The organism is Flavobacterium sp. H4147 (assembly GCF_029360735.1).
GTDB lineage: Bacteria > Bacteroidota > Bacteroidia > Flavobacteriales > Flavobacteriaceae > Flavobacterium > Flavobacterium endoglycinae.
The window spans coordinates 706,467-727,661 of sequence record NZ_JARKNB010000002.1; the positions used below are offsets into that span (position 1 = coordinate 706,467).

Sequence of the window (21,195 nt, forward strand, 5' to 3'; positions counted from 1 at the left end):
TCAGACAGCAAATGCATGCTGCCTGATTTTCTCCTTGTCCATTATTCTTAAAAAAGAATTTAAAAAAACCAACTTCCAAATGGTTTCTACGTTCTATATTTTCATGTTGATAATCAAATTATTAGCATGCAAATATAGTACTATTTTTGAATAATGATAAAGTCAGAGCGTCTGTTTAATAAATGTTCTTCTTCGGTACATTTCACTCCATTTTTGCATTTGTTGATCAGGCGGGTTTCGCCATAACCAATTGCACTTTCAATTCTTGAGGCATCAATTCCTTGAGAAAGAATATAATCTCTGGTTGATTTAGCTCTGTTATCTGAAAGTTTTAAATTGTAAGCATCTTTTCCACGAGAATCGGTGTGCGATTCTATCTTAATTCTGATGTTTGGAAATTTCTGCATAATGAAGACCACTTTGGTCAATTCTTCTACAGCTTTTGGTGTAATATCATATTTGTCATAATCAAAATAAATAGGCTGGACATCTACCATTTCTACACCTCTTTTTTTGACCACTAAGTCATCATAGTTGCTGAGTTCGAAATTAATGTTTGGAATTTCACCTTCATTTTCTTTTGTCGTTTGCACTGATTTTTCGTCGCTGCTGTAATTGGGTTTGGCAGCGATCATGTTTACCATTTTATTACACGGAACTGTAATGGCATATTTTCCTTCATAATTAGTTTTAGTTTCGCCCAATACTTCTTTAAAAGAATTGTACGCCATAACGGTTACATCAGCCAACGGAAGTTTTGTTTTTCTGTCAACGGCTATACCAGATATATTTTGGTTACAAACAGGTTTCCCTTTTACAAAGGAATAAATATCATCATCGCCCTTTCCTCCTGCTCGGTTAGATGAAACATAACCATAACTATCTGATTTATCTACTATGTATGCAAAATCATCTTTGTTACTATTTATTGGAGCACCTAAATTACGAGGTGTAGAAAAAGTTCCGTCAGGCAGAAATTTACTTTCATACACATCTAAATCTCCAAGTCCGTAATGTCCATCTGAAGAGAAATAGAGCATTCCATTTTTAAAAAATGGAAAAAGATCATTCCCAATTGTATTAATAGTAGCTCCCAGATTTAAAGGCGAACTCATTGTACCATCATCAGCAATTTTAACAACATACAAGTCGGTTTCCCCATAACCGCCCGGCATATCTGATGCGAAGAAAAGCCATTGTCCATCATCGCTCAAACATGGATGTCCTACTGAATAGTCTTCACTATTAAAGAAAACACCTTGTGGATTTTCAAGTTTGTTATCAACGATTGATCCTTTTATAATCTGGAAGTTATTTATTTTGTTTCCATCTACAACCAATTTGTTTTTCTTGACAATATTAGTGGTGTAGTACATGGTTTTTCCGCTAGGGTCAAAAGTAGCCGTTGCTTCATGATATTTGCTCATTACATTTGGCAGAAACAAACTTTCATTAAATAAACTACCATCAGCCGGATTTCTTTCAGACAAATACAAATTCAAGAAAGGCTGATTGTTCCAAGTGTACAATTTCTCACTGAATTTCGTCGTATCTCTTGCAGAAGTAAATACAATCTGTTCTTTATAAAAAGTGGTTCCAAAATCAGATTTGCTGGTGTTTATATCCAGATTTTTAATCTGATACAAAGGTCTGGCTTTCTCAAGACTATCCAATTGCTTTTTCTGAGCTACATAACGGTTGATCTCTTTTTGATCTCCTTTTTTATTGAGATATTCCTTGGTCACTCTATCAGCTTCATCATAATCCATTACTGCTTTCATGGTTTGAATGTAACGCAGATAGTAAATGTCTGTCAAGTTATTTCCTTGTACTTCGTATAATTTTCTATACCATTTAAGTGCATTTCGTGCATCGGAAATAAAATAATACGAGTCTGCCGCATTTTTTAATGTTTGAGCCGATGGATTTTTGATATGCTGTAAACATTCCTCGTAGGCTTTTGAAGCATCAGTGTAGGAATAGTTTCTAAACAACGCATCGGCTTGCTTTAAATTAGTCTTTTGAGCAAAACTAAACGTAATGCTCAAGACTAAACTCAGGATATATATTTTTTTCATACTTACAATTTTTAGAAGAATCGAGGAGATTTGATTTTGTTAGCGCCTTTGTTTAACGAATAACGTAAAATGAATTCGTGAGTACCGTCATTGTACTTATTTAATTGGCTAACTGTATAATCGAAAGCATAACCTAGATAAAAACTTTGCGATATTTGAAAACCTGCTAAGATACTTATCGAATCATCTGTTCTGTATGATCCTCCAATAACAAATTTTTCAGCAATCATAAAATTCGCCGATACATCAGCAGTGAGCGGTGCACCACTTACTGCTTTTACTAAAAATGCTGGTTTGAACTTCAAATTTGGGTTCAAATCAAAAACATAACCTCCCATTAAATAATAATGCAGACGATCAAAGTCTATTGATTCCTGAACATCATCATAATAATCATTTCGGATAAAACTTGGAATTGAGAAACCTAAATACCATTTTTCGGTATAGTAATAAACACCCGCTCCAATTGCCATTTTCATCTGATTGTCGATATTCTGATTCAGTAAAACATCATTACTGTTGTAATATCTCCCTTTAGACCAGTCTATGTTTAACATACGCATTCCAGCTTTCAAACCAAATGCTAATCGTTTTTCATATCCCAGTGGTAGTGAGTACGAGAAATTTCCATCAAGATATAGTTCGTTTGACGGACCTATTTTATCATTTACAACACTTAATCCTAAACCAATTTTTTCATTGGTAAGAGGCCCGTGAATTGAAAATGATTGTGTTTCAGGCGCTCCTGAGATTCCTACCCATTGTGAACGATGTAAAAGAGTCGCTTCCAATGTGCCGGTAGACCCGGCATAAGCCGGATTTACCGCCATTGTGTTATACATATACTGTGTATATTGAGGATCTTGTTGTGCACTGACACAAATTGTGATAAAAGAACATATTAGAATGAAATACGTTTCTAATGGTTTTATATATAGTTTCATAACGATACTTATTTAATTTAATTAATTAGATGATTAACAGAATGTTTATCTCATGATAGATAACCATCCTTTTTTAACCGTTCCATCTCCAATGGTAATCACATAAAAATAAGTACCTGTTGGCAGCATGTCTCCTCTATTAACTACTCCGGATACATTTGCAGTTCCGTCCCAATCGTTTTCATAATGTACTTTGCTGTACACCAGTGCACCATATCTATTAAAAACTTTCAATTCATTATTAGGATATGATTCGATACAATCTATTCTGAATAAATCGTTGGCTCCATCATTATTTGGCGTAAACTCATTGTAAACTGTCAAACAAATTGGTTCTACAGAAGCCATAGCAGAGTTATTTGTTGTATCTAGATCTAAAGGTGTTGAGATTTCGATAGTAGCAACATTTTGATAATTTCCGCTTGGCAGTACTTCTGCAACTATTGTAAGTGTTACACTTTGTCCTGCATTTAATGTTGGGATTGTCCAAAGCTGAGTTGATTGATCGTAAGTTCCTATTGATGTACTTGCACTTATTAGGTTATAACCGCTTGGCAGTAAATCACTCACAATTGTGTTTATGAAACCTCCTTCTCCAACATTGTTTACCGTAACTGTAAAGGTAACACGGTCGCCAAAGTTTGGAGTTGGATTATCAACTACATTTGTGATAGTCAAATCAGAACAAGTAGCCACTGTAACATTCAGGAATTTAGTAGTAGTCTCATCACAATTATTTGTGTAAGTTACCTCAACTCTACCCGGACCAACATCTGACCATGAAATTGTTGCAGATCCGTCGTTGCTTCCGCCTCCTGAAGTAATGGTTCCGTTTGTAACAGACCAAACATAATTTGATTTACCATTAGCTATAGAATAAGTTACCCCTTGGAATACACATGGTGTATCGTCTGTTGTGGTAAGCTGTACTAAAGCATCGTTTTCGAATGTAATGGTAATGGCAAGTCTTGCTGCACTTTCGCAACCATTTGTAGTATTACTAAGCGCTGCCGCATAGTAAGTAGTTGCTGTAAGTGGTGTATTGGCTGCAAGTGGAGTTCCACCGGTTGCAGCTGCATACCATACTACATTTGGTTCATTTACAAGAATATTAGCAAGAGTTGGCAATACTGATAGACAGAATGTCTGATTTGCATTTGGTGTTGTAATTACTCCCGGAGTATTTACGCTTACTGCAACTGCTAATCGTACTGGATTCTCACAATTTGTATTGCTTGCCACAGCACCATAATAGGTTCCTGTTGTTAATGCTGTTGAAGCTGGAATTGCTGTTCCTCCTGTTGGAGTGCTGTACCAGATTACATTAGCTTCATTTACCTGAATATTTGCAATTGTTGGATTAGCTGTAGAACAAAAATCCTGAGTGGTATCTGTTGTTGTTGGTGTCGCACTTGGATCTGTTACTGTAACAACAACTTGTAAACGAGTTGTGCTTTCGCAGCCTGAAACAGGATCTATAATGCTTCCATAATAAGTTCCACTAGTTAAGGCCGTTGTTGGCGCAATTGCTGTTCCGCCTGTTGGAGTGCTAAACCAAGTTATGTTGCTTTCATTTACTTGAATACTTGCTATTGTTGGATTTGTTGTTGAACAGAAAGTTTGAGATGCATTGTTAGTTGTTGGATTAATTGTATTTCCAACGGTAACTGCTATAAGTAATCTTACATTACTTTCACATCCTGTTACAGGATCTTTTATAGCTCCGTAATAATTTCCAGTTGCTAATGCTGTTGTAGATGCCAATGCTGTTCCACCAGTTGGAGCAGTGTACCACACTACATTTGCTTCATTCACTTGGATGCTGGCAACTGTAGGCGCTGTTCCTGAACAAAACGTTTGTGCTGCAGCATTTGTTGTTGGCGTTGCAGGATTGCTAACATTCACTGTTACTGATAATCTTGCAGCACTTTCACATCCTGTTGCCGGATCGCTGATCGCTGCGAAATACGTTCCGCTTGTAAGAGCTGTAGATGAAGCGATTGCTGTTCCGCCTGTTAAGGCTGTGTACCAGACAATATTTGTTTCATTAAACTGGACACTGGCAAAAGTCGGTGCATTCACTAAACAGAAATTCTGTGTGCCTGCGGTTACTAATGTCGGTGTGCCCGGATCACTTACGTTAATTGTTACCGATAATCTCACAGCGCTTTCACATCCTGTTGCCGGATCGCTGATCGCCGCAAAGTATGTTCCGCTTATCAAAGCTGTTGCTGGAGCAATTGCGGTTCCGCCTGTTAAAGCTGTGTACCAGACAATATTTGCTTCATTAAACTGGACGCTCGCAAAAGTCGGCGCATTCACTAAACAGAAGTTTTGTGTGCCTGCGGTTACTAATGTCGGTGTGCCCGGATCGCTTACATTGATCGTTACTGATAATCTCACGGCGCTTTCACATCCTGTTGCCGGATCGCTGATCGCTGCAAAGTATGTTCCGCTTGTCAAAGCTGTTGCTGGAGCGATTGCGGTTCCGCCTGTTAAAGCTGTGTACCAGACAATATTTGTTTCATTAAACTGGACGCTCGCAAAAGTCGGCGCATTTGCTAAACAGAAGTTTTGTGTGCCTGCGGTTACTAATGTCGGTGTGCCCGGATCGCTTACATTTATCGTTACCGATAATCTCACAGCGCTTTCACATCCTGTTGCCGGATCGCTGATCGCCGCAAAGTATGTTCCGCTTGTTAAAGCTGTTGCTGGAGCAATTGCGGTTCCTCCTGTTAAGGCTGTGTACCAGACAATATTTGATTCGTTAAACTGCACGCTCGCAAAAGTCGGTGCATTCGCTAAACAGAAATTCTGTGTACCTGCGGTTACTAATGTCGGTGTGCCCGGATCGCTTACGCTGATCGTTACTGATAATCTCACGGCGCTTTCACATCCTGTTGCCGGATCGCTGATCGCTGCAAAGTATGTTCCGCTTGTAAGCGCAGTAGTTGAAGCGATTGCGGTTCCGCCTGTTAAAGCGGTATACCAGACAATATTTGATTCATTAAACTGCACGCTCGCAAAAGTCGGTGCATTCGCTAAACAGAAATTCTGTGTGCCTGCGGTTACTAATGTCGGTGTGCCCGGATCGCTTACGTTGATTGTTACTGATAATCTCACGGCGCTTTCGCATCCTGTTGCCGGATCGCTGATCGCTGCGAAATACGTTCCGCTTGTAAGCGCAGTAGTTGAAGCGATTGCTGTTCCGCCTGTTAGGGCTGTGTACCAGACAATATTTGATTCGTTAAACTGGACGCTTGCAAAAGTCGGTGCATTCGCTAAACAGAAATTCTGTGTGCCTGCGGTTACTAATGTCGGTGTGCCCGGATCACTTACATTGATCGTTACTGATAATCTCACGGCGCTTTCGCATCCTGTTGCCGGATCGCTGATCGCTGCAAAGTATGTTCCGCTTGTAAGAGCTGTAGTTGAAGCGATTGCAGTTCCTCCTGTCAAGGCTGTGTACCAGACAATATTTGATTCGTTAAACTGGACACTCGCAAAAGTCGGTGCATTCACTAAACAGAAATTCTGTGTGCCTGAGTTTACTAATGTCGGTGTGCCTGGATCATTTACTGTTACGGCAACCAGTAATCTTACTGAACTTTCACAGTTTGTTGCTGGATCTAAAATAGAAGCATAGTAGTTTCCTGTTGCTAATGCAGTAGTGGAAGCTAATGCTGTTCCTCCTGTTGCTGCGCTATACCAAACAATTGAACCTGTTGCTGGTGCATTAACTTGAATACTCGCAACTGTTGGCGCATTGGCTAAACAAAATTCCTGTGAAGCATCTGCTGTTGTTGGTGTGCCTGGATCATTTACTGCTACTGATACCAGTAATCTTACTGCACTCTCGCAGTTTGTTGCTGGATCTAAAATAGAAGCGTAGTAATTTCCTGTTGCTAATGCTGTGGTTGAAGCAATTGGAGTTCCTCCTGTTGCTGCGCTATACCAAACAATTGAACCTGAAGCAGGAGTGTTTACCTGAATACTCGCAATTGTTGGAGCATCTTCTAAACAGAATTCCTGTGTTGTATCTGTAGTGGTTGGTGTGCCCGGATCGCTTACGTTGATCGTTACCGATAATCTCACAGCGCTTTCACATCCTGTTGCCGGATCGCTGATCGCTGCAAAGTATGTTCCGCTTGTCAAAGGTGTTGCTGGAGCGATTGCGGTTCCGCCTGTTAAAGCGGTATACCAGACAATATTTGTTTCATTAAACTGGACGCTCGCAAAAGTCGGTGCATTCGCTAAACAGAAGTTCTGAGTTCCTGCAGTTACTAATGTCGGTGTGCCCGGATCGTTTACATTGATCGTTACCGATAATCTCACGGCGCTTTCACATCCTGTTGCCGGATCGCTGATCGCTGCAAAGTATGTTCCGCTTGTCAAAGCTGTGGTCGGAGCTATTGCTGTTCCGCCTGTTAAGGCTGTGTACCAGACAATATTTGTTTCGTTAAACTGGACACTGGCAAAAGTCGGTGCATTCGCTAAACAGAAATTCTGTGTGCCTGCGGTTACTAATGTTGGTGTGCCCGGATCATTTACGTTGATCGTTACTGATAATCTCACGGCGCTTTCGCATCCTGTTGCCGGATCGCTGATCGCTGCAAAGTATGTTCCGCTTGTAAGAGCTGTAGATGAAGCGATTGCTGTTCCCCCTGTTAGGGCTGTGTACCAGACAATATTTGATTCATTAAACTGCACGCTCGCAAAAGTCGGCGCATTCGCTAAACAGAAGTTTTGTGTGCCTGCGGTTACTAATGTCGGTGTGCCCGGATCGTTTACGCTGATCGTTACTGATAATCTCACGGCGCTTTCACATCCTGTTGCTGGATCGCTGATCGCTGCAAAGTATGTTCCGCTTGTTAAAGCTGTTGCTGGAGCAATTGCGGTTCCGCCTGTCAAGGCTGTATACCAGACAATATTTGATTCGTTAAACTGGACACTGGCAAAAGTCGGCGCATTTACTAAACAGAAATTCTGCGTACCTGCTGTTACTAGTGTCGGTGTACCCGGATCATTTACTGTTACGGCAACCAGTAATCTTGCTGCACTTTCACAGTTTGTAGCTGGATCTAAAATAGAAGCATAATAATTTCCTGTAGCTAATGCAGTAGTGGAAGCTAATGCTGTTCCTCCTGTAGCTGCACTATACCAAACAATTGAACCTGTAGCAGGAATATTTACCTGAATATCGGCAACTGTTGGCGCATTGGCTAAACAGAATTCCTGTGAAGCATCTGCTGTTGTTGGTGTGCCTGGATCATTTACTGTTACGGCAACCAGTAATCTTACTGCACTCTCGCAGTTTGTAGCTGGATCTAAAATAGAAGCGTAGTAATTTCCTGATGCTAATGCTGTGGTTGAAGCGATCGGAGTTCCTCCTGTTGCTGCGCTATACCAAACAATTGAACCTGTTGCTGGTGCATTAACCTGAATACTCGCAACTGTTGGCGCATCTTCTAAACAGAATTCCTGTGTTGTATCTGTAGTGGTTGGTGTGCCTGGATCATTTACTGTTACGGCAACCAGCAATCTTACTGCACTCTCGCAGTTTGTAGCTGGATCTAAAATAGAAGCGTAGTAATTTCCTGTTGCTAATGCAGTAGTGGAAGCTAATGCTGTTCCTCCAGTAGCTGCACTATACCAAACAATTGAACCCGTAGCAGGAGCATTTACTTGGATATTAGCCACAGTTGGCGCATTTACCAAACAGAAATCTTGTGTTGTATCGGTAGTGTTTGGTGTCCCTGGATCACTCACAGTAACTGTCACTGCTAAACGAACACTGCTTTCACAACCAGTAACGCCATCTACTGCTGCTGCATAATAGATGCCGCTTGTTAAAACATCTGTTGATGCATAAGCAGTTCCTGCTGTTGGTGCATTATACCAAACTATATTTGATTCATTTACTTGAATACTCGCCACTGTTGGAGCATTGATCAAACAAAAGTCCTGTGTAGCATCTGTAGTCGTTGGTGTATTTGGATCGCTTATTATAATTACTGCATCTTGCAAAGTTCCTGCAAGATTTTCGCAGGTATTTAAACTAGAAACAGCTACATAATAGGTTATTGGACTTACTGCTTTTGTTAATCCCACTGCAGTTAAAACTCCAGCTGCATCTATTGTATAAGTTACACCACTTATTACTGAACCGTTTGTTATTGGTTGTGTTCTATTAGCATCTAAATACCATGTAAAAACAGGATTCGTCAATGTTGGCGCTGTTGGTGTTAGCGAAGCTGGAACACTGTGACAAACTGTTAAATCATCAACTAAAATATCATTTACGGTTGAAGGTGGCAGGATGGTAAATGTAATTTGTTTTCGATCTGCTTCTGCAGTGGTACAAAATTCATCTGAGGTTACTCCCACATAATAAGTATAAGTTCCCGGAAGTAATCCGTTTACGACTAATTGAGATGTTGTTTCTCCTGGAATTAATTGGCTTGTTGTTCCGTTAAAGTTATACCATTGGTAAACTGGATTGGTCAAAACTGGAGTTCCGCTTAAACCTGTAGCTAATGTTACAGTTCCAGAAGGCGAACAAATTGATGTATTTGTTCCTCCGTTTAAAGTAATATTATTTAAGGCATTTTGAGGAGCTGAAGCTTTTACTTCTATTGTTACTTCTCCTCTTGCATAAGTTTCACAACCGTAACGTACCGGCTGAATATAATATTTATAGACTCCGGTTGTTAAAGTTGCTGGAACTGTATATGTAATTCCCGTAGCAACAACATTACCGCCAGTTGGTGCATCGTACCAGAGGTAGGTTGAACAAGCTTCTTCTGGTATCTGTAAGGTGACATCTGTTCCCGGACAAACCGTAATTTTATTGTTAGGATCACCGCCTATAATGGCTGTATTAGCAACTCTTTCTACAGTATGAACTCTTAAATATTCTAATACGCCTGCTACTCCTCCAAAACGAATTCTTACTCTGTCGTATGATTCTGAAGGAGAAGAAACAAGAACCATTGCCATTGTATTACCCGGCAATAATCTTAAACTTAATAAGGTACTGGTATTTTGAATAGGCGCCCCAACAGCTACATTACCTAAATAACGTTGAATGCTGAATCCTGTTAGTAAATTTACATCTAAAAGTGTTGCTGGTTTAGAAATTACAATTCTTAAAGTATCTGTTACTACAGATGGCGTTTTAAATTGAACTGTTAAATCAGAAGCTGCTAAAACTCCAGCGCCACTATACATTGTGGCAAATGTAGTAATATCATTATCTGCGATATTCCAAGCATCGCTAACTCCTACTGCAGCAGTAACTGCTCCAACAGGAAGTCCTAAATCTGTAGCTCCATAAAAAATATCCTGAATATCACCCGGAGTACAAGTTACAGTTGGAACTGATCTGTTATAATGAGCATCAAATACTTTTGTGTTTTGAGCAACACTTGCAATTGAAGCAGATTGAATTCGGATTCCATCATAATCTTGCGGTCCTGAGGCATTAGAAGGAACAAAAGTAAATTCATACGTATTGTCTCCTGAAACTAAATTCAATAATGAACCTGAAACCGACTGTAAGGTTCCAATATCAACTCCGCCTATTGTTCCAATTACTGATAAATTTTGCCCAACAGCTAATAAACTGTATTCTGAACCTAATTTAATGGTTACAGGAGTTCCTTTTGCAATAGTTGATGGCCAAGTTAAATTCTGCCAAGTAGTACCAACTCCTAAAAGTCCAACACCAGTTGTAATAGTGGAATACGTTTGTGGATCACCATCAACTGCATTTGCACCATCTGTAACAGTTCCAGTAACAATCGAACCAGATGTTTGTGCGTTTGCATATACTCTTTCTGTTAAAGATTGACAGCTGTTAGGATCAATTACATTGATTACTTTAGTGGTCGTAGTAGAACAGATTCCGTCATTTGCTACCACAGTATACGTATAAACTCCAGGTGTATTTAAAACCCCTGTTGTAAATGGAGGTCCAGCAATAGGATTACCCTGCGGATCGAACCATGAAATCGCTGCTGTTGAAACTGCAGATAAAGTAACATTAGAACCTACACTTACAGATTCTGTAGGATTCGTTACCACTAAATTTGGCAGTGCATTAATCGTAACTGTAACCGACTGCTGAACAGAAGGACAAGTTGCAGTATTGCTTTGTGCCTGAATCGAATAAACTCCACTAGTTGTGATATTAGCAGCAGCATCAGCGGTTATTACATTGTTTGAAGCATCAAAAAATGTATAAGTTGTATTGGCGTCATAATTAGTGATTGCATTTACTAGATTAGCACTTCCACAACCTGCTAAAGTTGAATTTACGGTTAAAACAGTTGTAGATGGAAAATTAACTGTTACTTGTTTTAAAGTACCGTTTACATTTTCGCAAGTTCCACCATTTAAAGCCGAAATATAATAATTATAAGGTGTTCCTGTAGAACTTAAACCATTTATAGTTAGCGCTCCAGTTGTAACATCTTTGTTAAATGTTACTCCCGGCTGACCTGCAACTACCGTTCCTGTAATAATTTCCTGTGTTTTAGCCTGATCTGTATAATATTTAAATGTAACTCCTGCAATGCTAGATGAGGGTGCTAATACTGCTGTACCCGCACAAGTAGCTTCGACTGGAGTTGAAATTAAAATATCAGAGTCTGTTGGAATTGGCAATACAGTAACCGTAACTGCTTGACGTAAACTATTCTCACATCCAGCACGAGTTCCTTGTAAATAATAAGTTGTAGAAGCAGTTAATGGCGCTGTTGGATTTACAGCTACAATACTTCCTCCTACTGGCTCATCGTACCAAGTAAACGTTTCTGTTCCTGAAGCAGCTGCTGTTAACGAAGCTGTTTGTCCTGCACAAATTGGCGCTGCAGCTCCTGTTATTACAGCATTTGGGAATCTATAGGCTGCCTGATAAATATATAAATTACTTAATAGAGTAGCGACACCTCCCAATCTTACTTCTACACGGTCAAATGGTGCTGTAGCAGTAAAACTGGCTTTAAATTTATTTCCTGATAATAATTGAATATTCAATAAATTATTATTTATTGCTGTTCTGTCATTATTATAAGTTACTCCGTTGTAAGTTGCAAGCGAAATATTAGATAAAGCACTAATATCAAGAAGCCCACCTGGAACCTCCAACTCAACATCAATAATATCTCCTGTCTGACCTGGGTTGGTAAAAATTAATTGCTGTTGAATATATCCTCCTACACCAATTGGCACAGTAAGTTGTGCATATGTATTGATATCACCATCAACAGAATTATTTGGATCAGTATCTGTACAAAGAGCACATAATAATCCATCTGTCGATGTTATTTGTGAACTAGCTTGTAAACAAGTGCTTGCACTCGCGATTACTGTTACCGTTACAGCTCCTCTTGTTAAATTTGTACAACCAGTCGCAGTAGTCACTGCTTCTACATAATACGTTTGATTACTGGTTAATATTGGTGTAGTGTACGTTGTTGTATTTGAGGCTAAAAGTGTACCACCAGTAGCTGCACTATACCAATTGTATGTAACTCCAGCAACTGGATTTGAAACTGCCAATGTAGCACTTTGCCCAGACTGAATAATTACATTTGAAGATGCAAAAGTTGGTACCGCTGGTAATGGATTAACCGTTAAACTAACTGTAGTACGAGTTGGTGCGGCACAAGTTCCTATGACAGCTTCAACATAATAATTTGTATTGGCAATTAAAGCTGGAGTAGTAAATGAAGTTCCTGTAAATAACAAAGTTCCTCCTGTTGCAGCATCATACCAATTATAAGTAGTTCCTGCAATCGGGGCCTGAACGGTTAAAGTTGCCGTCTGGCCGCTGCAAATTGTTGTTGGCGATGTAGTAACGGTTGGCGCTATAGGATTATCTATCAAGATTTGCACTGGATTTCTTTCACTATTAACACAGCCATTTCTTGTAACTTCAACGTAATACGTTGTCGGAACTGTTAATGCTGGCGTAGTAAATGAAGCAGTAGAAGCTAATGAACTTCCTCCCGTAGCTGCACTATACCAATTAACGGTTTCTCCAACTGCAAGAGCTGCGGTTAAAGTAGTAGATTGTCCACTGCAAATAGTAGTATCACCTGTAATTGCTGGTGCTTTAAATCTATAAGTTGCTTGATAAATATCTACAGTTGTTAATACGGTCGCTAATCCTCCCAATCGTATTTCCACACGATCAAAATTTGCTCCTGCCACAACACTTGCTTTAAAACGGTTTCCCGACAATAACTGCAATGTTACTAACGGATTATTAATAGAAACACGATCATTGTTGTAAGTTGCTCCATTGTAAGTTGCTAAACTTACAGCTCCTAACAAAGATAAATCCGCTAATCCGCCTGGTAATTCAAGATCAACATCAACAATGTCTCCGGCTTTTCCCGGATTGATAAATTGTAATGTCTGTTGAATCCATCCGTTGATTAATCCAACTGGAACTGTTAATCTCGCTGCTGTAGCTGCATTAGCATCTACTGAATTATTAGGATTAGTAGAACTACACAATACACACAATCCGTTTTGAGCAGTCTGCTGACTGCTTGCTTCTAAACAACTTCCAGCAAATGCAGGCTGAACAGTTACCGTTACTGGAACTCTCGCTGCACTAACACAATTTCCATTAGAACTTTGCGCTTCAACATAATAGGTTTTTGTAGCGGTTAATATAGGTGTTGTATAGGTTGTCGTATTGACAGCCAATGCTGTACCTCCTGTAGCTACATCATACCAATTAAGCTGCACTCCTGCTTCAGAAGTTGCAGCACTTAAGGTTGCATTCTGACCAGATTGAATAGTAACACTTTGTGTTAAAACAGTTGGTGCAGCAGGTACAGCAGTAGAAACAACATTCACCTGTGTACGCGTAGGACTGATACAACTTCCTATTGAAGCTTCAACATAAAAACTAGTAGTTCCTAAAGAAACCGTTGGTGAATATGTATTTCCTGAAGCCAAAGCTGTTCCTCCTGTGGGTCCAGCATACCATGAATAAGTAGTTCCTTGAACAGGATTTAAAACAGACAACGTAGTCGATTGTGTCGCACCTGTAGAACATATATTGGTTCCTGTAGTATTAATGGCCGGTGCAATAGGATTTGAAACATTTAAAACAACAGGTACTCTGACATTTCCTTCACAACCTGCTTGTCTGGTAATTCCAATATAATAAGTAGTAGAAGCAGTTAACGCTGGAGTTGTAAAATTATTTCCAGTTGCTAACGCTGTAGTAGACGTTGCTGAGCTATACCATGCAAGAGTAGTTCCTGCAGCTGGTGTTGCAGTCAGGCTTATTGTATTTCCTGAACAGACCGTTTGAGTTAAACCATTTGTTACTGTTGGCTGTGCAAACTCTAAACGAACATCGTAAACTCTTAAGCTTACTAAAAGACTTACAAGTCCTCCAACTTGAATCTGAATTTGATTCGTGTCGCCTGTTACAGGAAATTTTGCCACCGCAATTGTATTTCCATTTAATAGGTTAAGATTCAGCAGCGGACTATTTAAAGGCACACTTGAACCTACATTTGTACCCGAAAATTTGCCCTGCAATGATACATTGGATAATAATCCAAGATCAAGCAAACCGTTTCCGGTACCAAAATAAATGGCAATTTGATCTCCTGCCCTTGCTGTTTGATTTAAGGTCATTGTTTCTTCTACGAAACAACCTACTCCAACAGCGTTTGTTAGAGTTGCAAAGGTCGTCAAGCCAGCACTATCATAAGCGTTGGCTGGACTATCAACATTTAATCCCACACACAATAATCCACCTTCACTATTAGTCTGCGACACTGGTCGGCAGAGTGTTTGTGAAAATGCATTGTTGCATAGCAGAAATAAAAATAATAGTCCTAATAATCTCTTCTGAAAGCTGAGACTACAAAAAGTAAAATTTTTTTTCATAATTTGGAAGATTAGAAAATGGACAATAAAATACCTCTTGCAATAAGCATATATGCTTACACAATTAAAAAAAACATTAAAAAACAATTTAGTTACACTTTAAAAACAACTATATAAAGTTGTCCAATATGCCGCGCATATTGACGAACTGCTTTCATCCTGATTAAATGAAAAACAATTCAGTTTTAGGAATACTGATCTACATCAATTTTCCTAGAGGAATGATTTGGGTTAATTTTCATAAAAGAAAATTTAAAGTCTGGAGGGTTTATATGTCGAAAATAATATTTAAGGCTTACCCATTTTAAAAGTTGATTACTCTTCTAAAATTTCATCTGTTATAAAAAACATCATGAATTAAATATTACTTGAATTTTTGTCAGGCAGAATGTAAACCTGATAATTCAGCAACATCAACAGTATCGTATATAAGACTTTTGAGGCTGAAATTTAAAAATGGATAACTTTTCAAAAAAGCTAATCATTATTGAAGGAAAATCAAAAGGAAGAAGAAATCTCGCTTTCTTCAAAATAATAAAAAATAAAGCTAGAATAATATGAAGAACTATTGCAAACTTGATAAAAAAAGTAACTTTCAGTTCCATAAGCAGGCGTTTTTAAGTTATTATTTAAAATCCGATTTAATTATAATGAATGCGTATATTTTATTTTTAGTAATAGTTAAAAACAAATCTGTTTATTGGGCGGAAAACTTTGTTTAACTTTTCTATTCTAAAATTAAAAAAAACAAAAAAATAAAACAAGTGTAATTTTCCTATATTTTTTCATTTATAAAAATCTCAAACAATCCAGAACCCCAGTAAATATAAGAAAAAACAGTAATTTTAAGCAGGAAAATAAAACGTAAAAAAATTACTAAAATTTTAGTTTTTTTATGTTAAAATTAATTTTTGAAAGTAAAATACTACAATAAAAAGAGCTATAACGATTGATTTTTAACAGTTTTGTAAGAATAAAATGAAAATAGAATTCATTTTAAACCAAAATCTTAAAATTTTGAATAAAAATAAAAAAACGAGTAGAAATACGGGCTTTAAAAAAGAAATAACTATAAACAAAAGTTAAAAACACAAAAAAAGATAAACAACTTAACACCAGTCGTTTATCTTTTTACTGTATTACTTAAGCTACAATTTTATACTTAAGATTCTAAAATTGTATTTATTTGAGTGAATAATTGTCCGTCACTTAAAAAAGCGCCTTGCTTAATAAGTTCAAAAATAGAAACATTTCTTTCTTCAGTAAATACCTTTTTACCCACTTTCATTTCGATATTTTCTGTAAACATATTATCGCTCAGCCACTGCAAACCTTCTTTCGTTAAAAAGTCGGTTTCAGGAACTAATGACTTTAGCACTATAGATTGGACATAAGTATCAAAACATTGAAATAAAAAAATATGATTTTTTGAAAAATGCTCCAAAAACTCAGCTCTTCCTAAAACACCTTCCCATATTAAATCAGAAAAAATATCTAATTCCTGCTCTGCAACTTCCGGTTTATTTACTTTTAGCAAATCCCATTCTGCTTTATCAATTGCCTGTGTTGCTAAAAAACTAGCAAATTCATTATGCAGTTCATCAAACTGTTCTTTTGTTAATCTTGCGTACTTCATATCATTGTGAGGACCGAATTTATCTTGTTCCTATTTATTAAAATTTAAAAGACTAGATTGCTTTGTGCAATGACATCAAAAAAAAATCCCGATTTGCATCGGGATTTTAATATAGATTTTAAAACTATTACTTTTCAGCAACAATTTCGTATGGTAATTCAACGATTACATCTCTGTGTAAACGAACTGTAGCATTGTATTTTCCAATACGTTTTACAACACCGCTAGTGATGAATTTTCTATCGATAGCATTTCCAGATTTCTCTAAAGCTTCAGCGATATCGATGTTAGTGATAGAACCAAAAAGTTTCTCTCCACCAGCTTTTGCAGTAAGTTTAATTTCAAGAGCTTTTAAAGTTTCAGCTAATGCTTTAGCATCAGCAACAATTTTAGCTTCTTTGTGTGCTCTTTGTTTTAGGTTTTCAGCTAAAACTTTTTTAGCAGAAGGAGTTGCTAAAGTAGCGAATCCTTGAGGAATTAAAAAGTTACGTCCGTAACCTGGTTTTACAGATACTACATCATCTTTAAATCCTAAGTTTTGTACGTCTTGTTTTAAAATAAGTTCCATGTTGTTGTCCTTAAATTTTAGAAGTTAGGTTCTGCATAACAGAAACCAGCGACTAGAGTTTTTAATTATTTTAATAAATCGGCCACGTATGGCATTAAAGCTAAGTGACGAGCTCTTTTTACAGCTACAGAAACTTTTCTTTGGTATTTTAATGAAGTTCCAGTTAAACGACGAGGAAGAATTTTTCCTTGCTCATTAACGAATTTCAATAAGAAATCAGCATCTTTATAATCGATGTATTTGATTCCTGATTTTTTGAAACGGCAATACTTTTTAGTTTTGTTAGTTTCAATGTTTAAAGGCGTTAAATATCTGATATCTCCGTCTTTTTTCCCTTTTGCAGATTGTTCGATTGTAGACATAATAATTACGCTTTAGTAGATTTTAATTTTGCTCTTCTTCTCTCAGCCCATGAAATAGCATGTTTATCTAAACTTACAGTTAAGAAACGCATAACTCTTTCATCACGTCTGAATTCAGTTTCAAAAGCTACAAGAACTTCTCCAGCTACTTTGAATTCGAATAAATGGTAAAAACCACTTTTTTTGTTTTGGATTTCGTAAGCCATTTTTTTAAGACCCCAATCCTCTTTCGATACCATTTCAGCTCCTCTACTAGTAAGAAATTCTTCAAATTTCGTTACTGTTTCCTTCACCTGAACCTCAGATAAAACGGGATTTAAAATGAAAACAGTTTCATAATGATTCATAAATAAAAAATTTATTTGTTAAAATTGGGTGCAAAAGTAATCATTTAATTTATATATCCAACACATTTCTCCTTTTATTCGTTTAAAAACAAAAAATCGCCGTCGATTTTAGTTTTTTCTATAAAAAAACAATACATTTACTACTGCTATCCTGAATTTATATAATTTTAAATGTTATGAAACTAAACTGTGTTGTTGTAGATGATAGTTCTATACAGAGGACAATTATTGCAAAATTAGTTAATAATCACCCAGGTTTGCACTTAATCGGGGACTTTTCTAATGCAATAGAAGCAAAAAGTTGTATCTCATTAAATAATATCGATTTAATATTTCTTGATATAGAAATGCCTGTTATTAACGGTTTTGACTTCCTTGATGGTTTAAAATCAAAACCGCAAATTATATTCATTACTTCTAAAGCCGAATATGCTTTAAAAGCTTTCGACTATGATGCCACTGATTACCTGCAAAAACCAATTGCGGTCGATCGTTTTAATGCTTCCGTAAAAAGAGCTATTGATATGCACCTTCTTAAAAAAGAAGTAAAAGAAGAAGAAGGCGAACATATTTTCATTAAAAGTAACCTTAAAAAACTGAAAATCTTTACAGCAAAAATCAAATGGATCGAAGCTTTTGGGGATTACGTAAGAGTGGTTACAGAAGATGATAGTAATTTGGTGCTTTCGACCATGAAATCATTTGAAAATGATTTATCGAAAGACAAATTCATTCGTGTTCATAAATCCTATATTATTAATATCGATAAAGTAGAACGCTTTAACAGCAAATTTGCCGAAATCGGAATTACCAAAATTCCGCTTAGCCGAAACAAAAAAGAAGATTTAGTAAAAGCATTGTCAACGTCGTCTTAATTAATAAAAATCGACGTTTACAACCACTTTTACAGCTCTGTATTGAGCTACAGCCTCAAAACTATTCAGCATTTTCTGAATAGTTTTTTTAGTATTACCTAAATGCAGGTTCTGCGGAATCTTAATTAAGATAGTCCTTATATATTCATTTCGTATTCTGCTTATTGCAGGTTCTTCAGGTCCTAAAACCGGCATTCCTAAGTTCTGGCTTAAAACCTGATACAGCCACATCGATCCTTCTTTTAATTTCTCATAATCACGATGTTTTAAGGTCAGTTTTATAATCCTAAAATAAGGTGGATATCTATAAATCTGTCTATCATACAACTGTTCCTTGTACATACCTATATAATTATGGTTTGTAACCTGCTGGATTGTGTTGTGGTTTGGATTGTAGGTTTGAATAACTACTTTCCCTTGTTTTTCTGATCTTCCAGCTCTTCCCGCCACTTGTGTCATCATCTGAAAACTGCGTTCAAAAGCTCTAAAATCAGGGTGATGCAGCATATTATCTGCATTCATAATTCCGACCAGACTTACATTATCAAAATCAAGACCTTTTGCCAGCATTTGTGTGCCGACCAAAATATCAATTTCTCTGTTTTTAAAAGTATCGATAATCTTTTCAAAACCAAATTTACCTCGCGTTGTATCTTGATCCATACGAGCAGTTTTCGCCTTAGGAAAAAGCACAGCAAGCTCCTGCTCTATCTGCTCTGTACCAAAACCTTTTGTCGTTAAATCGATACTGGAACAACTATGACAATTTGTTGGTTTTGCAATAGAATATCCACAATAATGACAACGAAGCTGGTTTTTAAATTTATGATATGTCAAACTCACATCACATTGCTGGCAATGAGGGACGTGCCCGCAAGTAAGACATTCTATAATAGGAGAATATCCTCTCCTGTTTTGAAACAGTATCACCTGCTCACCTAATGACAATGCTTCGGCAATTTCTTCTATTAATAGATCACTAAAATGCCCTGTCATTCTTTTTCTGAAGTGTTTATCTTTTAAATCAACCAAAACAATTTCAGGCATACGAACATTTTTATAACGTTCTGAAAGTGTTACCAAACCGTATTTATCAGTCTGGGTATTAAAATAAGTTTCGATACTTGGTGTTGCAGAACCTAATAAAACTTTGGCATTATGGTAATTTGCCAAAACTATCGCTGCATCTCTTGCATGGTATCTTGGCGCTGGATCGGTTTGTTTAAAAGTCTGCTCATGTTCTTCATCTACAATTAACAATCCCAGATCTTTAAACGGCAGAAATAAAGCCGACCTCGCTCCTATTACAATTTGAGCTTTTTCAGAATTTTCGAGTGTCTGTTTCCAAACCTCAACTCTTTCGTTATTACTGTATTTCGAATGAAAAACGGCTACTTTATCACCAAAATGAAGACGCAGACGTGAAACCAATTGTGTAGTAAGTGCAATTTCAGGAAGCAGATACAAAACCTGTCTTCCTGTCTGCAGATATTCTTCAATTAATTTTATATAGATTTCGGTTTTTCCACTCGAAGTTACACCATGAAGCAGGCAAACTTCTTTTTCGGTAAAACTGTTTTTTATCGCCTTAAACGCATTTTCTTGAGCATCGCTTAATTGGAGTTCTTTTTCTGATTTTTCTCCATTAAAAGTAACCCTGTCGTGCTGTAAAAAATACTCTTCGAAAATTTCTTTTTCAATTAAAGCTTTTATAGTTGCCGGAGTCGCATTTGAAGCTTCAGTTAGATTCTTTACAGTAATTGGTTTCTTTTCAGAAGCGCTAAGCTGAAAATACGTTAGAACAATTTCCTTTTGCTTATTAGCACTTTTTAAAACCTCAAGCAGTTCCTGTAAACCAGTATCAGATTCATACTTAGCATGCAATTTCACGTAACGCACTAATTTAGGCTTGTATGTCTCTTTTATTTCTTCTTCCAAAACAATAATATCTTTAGATATCATTTTTTGAAGAATTGGAAAGATATTCTTTTTATTCAGAATCGAAACAATATCCTGAACTCTCAAAGAACTCTGATGCTGCAGGGCTTCATAAATTAAAAATTCATCATCGGAAAGTTCAGAATCATTTACAAGAGTATCGGGTTTTGTTGTGACAATAGTTTCGCTTTCCAGCAATAAACCTGTTGGAAAAGCACCACGATAGACATCACCAATACTGCACATATAATAATTGGCGATCCAAAGCCAATGTTTAATTTGCTCTGCAGTTGCTATTGGTTTTTCATCAATAATCTGATGAATTTCTTTAGCATCATATAATGTAGGCGCATTTTGATGAATGTCCAATACCAATGCTGTATACATTTTACTTTTACCAAAAGGCACTACAACGCGCATTCCTTTCTTTATGAAATGAAATTCAGCTTCAGAAACACGGTATGTAAATGTTTTAGCTAACGAAAGCGGTAAAATGACTTCAATAAAATGCATCAAATGGTG

At 37.1% G+C, this 21,195-nt stretch carries 9 protein-coding genes; 1 reads left to right on the forward strand and 8 read right to left on the reverse strand.

Features of this window, described 5'->3' with window-relative positions; genetic code table 11:
• Nucleotides 1-140: 140 nt before the first annotated feature.
• From P2W75_RS10855 to rpsF, 7 genes are all read right to left on the reverse strand, one after another.
• Nucleotides 141-2,078 carry an OmpA family protein gene (locus P2W75_RS10855; RefSeq protein ID WP_276380470.1) on the reverse strand — a complete coding sequence of 646 codons (1,938 nt, stop codon included), beginning with the start codon at nucleotides 2,076-2,078 and terminating at the stop codon, nucleotides 141-143.
• Between the two features lie 11 nt (nucleotides 2,079-2,089).
• Nucleotides 2,090-3,022 (reverse strand): type IX secretion system membrane protein PorP/SprF, encoded by a 933-nt coding sequence (locus P2W75_RS10860; protein WP_207296709.1) that lies wholly within the window; start codon nucleotides 3,020-3,022, stop codon nucleotides 2,090-2,092.
• Nucleotides 3,023-3,067: 45 nt separating this feature from the next.
• Nucleotides 3,068-14,947, reverse strand: a complete 11,880-nt coding sequence (locus P2W75_RS10865; RefSeq protein WP_276380471.1) for a gliding motility-associated C-terminal domain-containing protein — start codon at nucleotides 14,945-14,947, stop codon at nucleotides 3,068-3,070.
• 1,162 nt (nucleotides 14,948-16,109) lie between these two features.
• A complete protein-coding gene (locus P2W75_RS10870; RefSeq protein ID WP_207296711.1) occupies nucleotides 16,110-16,583 on the reverse strand; it encodes a DUF6495 family protein in 474 nt (157 codons plus the stop codon).
• A gap of 127 nt (nucleotides 16,584-16,710) precedes the next feature.
• Entirely contained in the window at nucleotides 16,711-17,151 is a 441-nt protein-coding gene (gene rplI, locus P2W75_RS10875; RefSeq protein ID WP_135220367.1) for a 50S ribosomal protein L9, read from the reverse strand.
• A gap of 65 nt (nucleotides 17,152-17,216) precedes the next feature.
• Complete coding sequence (gene rpsR, locus P2W75_RS10880) at nucleotides 17,217-17,513, reverse strand: 30S ribosomal protein S18 (protein WP_002987043.1); 297 nt, start codon at nucleotides 17,511-17,513, stop codon at nucleotides 17,217-17,219.
• 5 nt (nucleotides 17,514-17,518) lie between these two features.
• The gene (gene rpsF, locus P2W75_RS10885; protein WP_026729424.1) at nucleotides 17,519-17,860 is read right to left on the reverse strand and encodes a 30S ribosomal protein S6; all 342 of its coding nucleotides are present in this window, start codon (nucleotides 17,858-17,860) and stop codon (nucleotides 17,519-17,521) included.
• Nucleotides 17,861-18,036: 176 nt separating this feature from the next.
• Between rpsF and P2W75_RS10890 the strand changes: the two genes are divergently transcribed.
• Nucleotides 18,037-18,735, forward strand: coding sequence for a LytTR family DNA-binding domain-containing protein (locus P2W75_RS10890; protein ID WP_026729423.1), 699 nt, complete (start codon nucleotides 18,037-18,039; stop codon nucleotides 18,733-18,735).
• Here the strand turns inward: P2W75_RS10890 and priA are convergent, their stop codons facing one another.
• On the reverse strand, nucleotides 18,736-21,186 hold the full coding sequence (priA, locus tag P2W75_RS10895) for a primosomal protein N' (RefSeq protein ID WP_276380505.1): 2,451 nt from the start codon (nucleotides 21,184-21,186) through the stop codon (nucleotides 18,736-18,738).
• Between the last annotated feature and the right edge of the window lie 9 nt (nucleotides 21,187-21,195).